Source organism: Mesorhizobium sp. M1312, assembly GCF_040318115.1.
Taxonomy (GTDB): domain Bacteria; phylum Pseudomonadota; class Alphaproteobacteria; order Rhizobiales; family Rhizobiaceae; genus Mesorhizobium.
The window spans coordinates 1-3,232 of record NZ_JAMYLQ010000080.1 but is presented as its reverse complement, the minus strand read 5'-3'; the positions used below and the strand labels follow the sequence as shown (position 1 = coordinate 3,232).

Annotated in this window: 2 protein-coding genes and 2 pseudogenes; 3 read left to right on the top strand and 1 reads right to left on the bottom strand. The window is 59.8% G+C overall.

Going from position 1 to position 3,232, the window contains the following annotated elements:
• Nucleotides 1-383, top strand: a pseudogene (locus NKH36_RS34475) (hypothetical protein); the annotation flags it as partial.
• A gap of 86 nt (nucleotides 384-469) precedes the next feature.
• On the opposite strand, the gene NKH36_RS34470 reads toward NKH36_RS34475, so the two are convergent.
• The gene (locus NKH36_RS34470) at nucleotides 470-613 is read right to left on the bottom strand and encodes a hypothetical protein (protein ID WP_352966265.1); all 144 of its coding nucleotides are present in this window, start codon (nucleotides 611-613) and stop codon (nucleotides 470-472) included.
• 384 nt (nucleotides 614-997) lie between these two features.
• On the opposite strand from NKH36_RS34470, the gene NKH36_RS34465 reads away from it, so the two are divergent.
• Both NKH36_RS34465 and katE read left to right on the top strand, forming a co-directional pair.
• Nucleotides 998-1,249: a hypothetical protein gene (locus NKH36_RS34465; protein ID WP_352966263.1), complete on the top strand. Its 252-nt coding sequence runs from the start codon at nucleotides 998-1,000 to the stop codon at nucleotides 1,247-1,249.
• 571 nt (nucleotides 1,250-1,820) lie between these two features.
• Nucleotides 1,821-3,232, top strand: a pseudogene (gene katE / locus NKH36_RS34460) (catalase); the annotation flags it as partial.

The window sequence follows — 3,232 nt, the reverse complement described above, 5'->3', positions numbered from 1 at the left end:
ACTGGAATAAAGCTCGGCAATCCGACCAACACCGCCGAAGCTGCGGCGAAGGGCTCGGAAGATGTCGATCGAAGAAGCCGACCGGGTTTGCCCAGACCGTGCTGCCGATCATCGCTTCCATTCAGCGGTCGGGCATCACCAGCCTGCGTGGCCTGGCCATCGCCCCTGAACAACCGCGGCGTTCGAACAGCGCGCAATGGACATTGGCAGGTGTCGAATGTGCGCAACATTTTGGCGCGGCAAGCTTCTGCGAACTTGCTTTTATAGGCGGGAATTTGCTGACCAGCATGTCCCCATCGAAGCAGCAGTCGGCAGATAGTCTGCTTGACTGTCGGGCTCAGAGACGCATCAGGCCGGCGGCTAGGATTGCTGCAAGTTCGTGAAACCGTTCGCTGGTGGTTAGCGGGTCTGGCGTCTGAGGCGGGCGTGTTGCCCGGCGCGAGGAAGCCGTCTTGCTAACTCCCCTTTTTTAAAGGCGTCGAGATGCTACGAGCACCGCAAAGGCAGTTCCTGAGACCTGAAGATCGGGCGCGCCCTCGTCGGTGCCGCGGCTCTTCCACCATCCCCAGGCGATCCAGGCGATACCGCCGAGCACGAGCAGGACGGCGATCACCGAAAGAATGCCGGAGCTCCATTCGAGCCCCGGTATCCACGACGTCTTTTCCGCGGCCTGGTCGACGGCCTGCCGCGCGACTTCGACGCCGGCGCCGCCGACTAGCCCGCCAAGCCCTTCATTGGCCTCCGGGGTCTCGGTGACCCCCTGCTTGCCAGGTTCCTCCGGCGCCTGTTTCCAGGTGGGATCAAATTAAGCCTTCATTGCGGACCGAGCCTCGCGATGACCAACCCGACTTCCGCTCGTCGGAGGTGCTCAGCGCATAGTAAGCCCGGCGGACCCGCTGGCTCCCCACCATGGTTGGTGTCGTGGATACTTGGAACGGACTCGCATCATCCGCGTTACCGGCCAACCAAACGCTGCCAATGGTATGGAGGAACGGGCGTGATCGAGTTGACTGAGAAGGAAACGCGCTTTCTCAAGCGCGTTGACATCATCACGCACGTACCCTGGTCGAACAAAGTCACCGCCGCAGATGCCAAAGGCAAGCCGATGCGCATCGCAAGGACGACGTTTGCGCGATTAAGAGACGACGGCATTATCATCCGATCTACTAGCGACTTGACCTCGAACACCTACGTCATCAATTCTGCACCCGTGACGCCACAAGTCGCGGAAGTGCAAGAAGCGTCCTGATGGGCCGCGATTGATTTTGCGGGATCGCCTGATCTCAGCGCTTCTGCACTCCCGCTGCCGGCGCATTTCGTTGCGCTTGGCGGCCGCGCGTAATCAAGCGCCAGAGACCCACTCGTGCTCAGCTTCTTGATCAGCCGCCGCTGCTTCCAATTCAAGCCGCGCCAAAGTCGGCGATCACATAGAGAAATCGGTTCATGCGAATCCCCAACAAACCACGTAATCCCGATTGGGGCCGCATTTCGGGTGCTCGTCAATGGCGCAAATCACGCAGCTTGATTGCGCCGCCTCGCCTCTTGCTGGCATCGGCGCTCATTGCGCTTGGCAGCCCAAGAGAAGTCGTCATGTTCCGATGAAAGGATCTTGGCGAACGCGCCGTCGGCCATCCACGTGAGATCGTGTTCCCCCAGACAACGAAAAAGCCCGCGCCTCTGGCGGAGCGCGGGCCCGATGTTCCGGCAGCCGAGTGCTATTCTTCGAAATGCGGGCCACGTGACACCCACCAGGAACTTAAGTGGGTGTCCCAGCATTGAGGGAGACCTGAAGCCGCCCCCTCCTTTCAAGGAATTCAAGCATGGCCAAGACAACCAGACAGTCGTCGGGCAAGCCCGCGACGATCCATGATCAAAAGCTCGTGCGGGGGAACGGAGGCGAGCTTCACCAGACCGCCGAAGGCGACAGCGAGATCCTGACGACCGCCCAAGGCGGCCCAGTGGCCGATGACCGGAATACTTTAAAGATTGGCCAGCGCGGACCGTCACTAATCGAAGACTTCCACTTCCGTGAGAAGATTTTTCATTTCGATCACGAGCGCATTCCCGAGCGCGTCGTGCATGCACGCGGCTATGGCGCGCACGGCTTCTTCGAGACCTATGAATCGCTAGCGGCTTACACCCGCGCGGATATCTTCCAGCGTGCCGGCGAGAAGACGCCGGCCTTCGTGCGGTTCTCCACGGTGGCCGGTTCGAAAGGCTCGTTCGACCTGGCGCGGGACGTGCGTGGGTTCGCCGTCAAATTCTACACCAACTAAGGCAATTGGGATCTCGTCGGCAACAGCATCCCGGTCTTCTTTATTCAGGACGCAATCAAGTTTCCCGACGTCATTCATTCGGTGAAGCCTGAGCCTGATCGTGCCTTCCCGCAGGCGCAATCGGCACACGACACTTTCTGGGACTTCATCAGCCTGACGCCCGAATCGATGCATATGGTCATGTGGGTCATGTCGGATCGAGCGATACCTCGGTCCTTCCGGTTCATGCAGGGATTCGGCGTTCACACGTTCCGGCTGTCAATGCGAAGGACGAATCCACCTTTGTCAAATTCATCTGGAAGCCGAAGCTCGGCATGCAGTCAGTCGTTTGGAACGAAGCGGTCAAGATCAACGGCGCTGACCCCGATTTTCATCGACCCGACCTCTGGAATGCCATCCAGTCTGGTGATTTCCCGGAATGGGAGCTCAACCTCCAGCTCTTCGATCAGGACTTCGCGGACAGTTTTGACTTCGACGTTCTGGATCCGACCAAGATCATTCCGGAAGAAATCCTCGCGCCGGTCCCGGTCGGCCGCTTGGTGCTCGATCGTATGCCCGACAATTTCTTCGCCGAGACCGAGCAGGTCGCGTTCATGACGCAGAACGTACCGCCCGGCGTCGACTTTTCCAACGATCCCCTGCTGCAGGGTCGAAACTTCTCCTACCTGGACACGCAACTGAAGCGTCTCGGCAGCCCCAACTTCACCCATATCCCGATCAACGCACCCAAATGCCCGTTCCACCACTTTCAGCAGGATGGCCACATGGCGATGCGCAATCCGGTCGGCCGCGTGAACTACCAGCCGAATTCATTCGGCGAAGGCCCGCGGGAATCGCCGCAGCACGGTTTCCGGGCGTTCGACGAGGCGGCGGAAGGCCAGAAAGTCCGTCTGCGCGCAGAGAGCTTCGCCGACCACTACAGCCAGGCGCGACAGTTCTTCAACAGTCAGACCGCG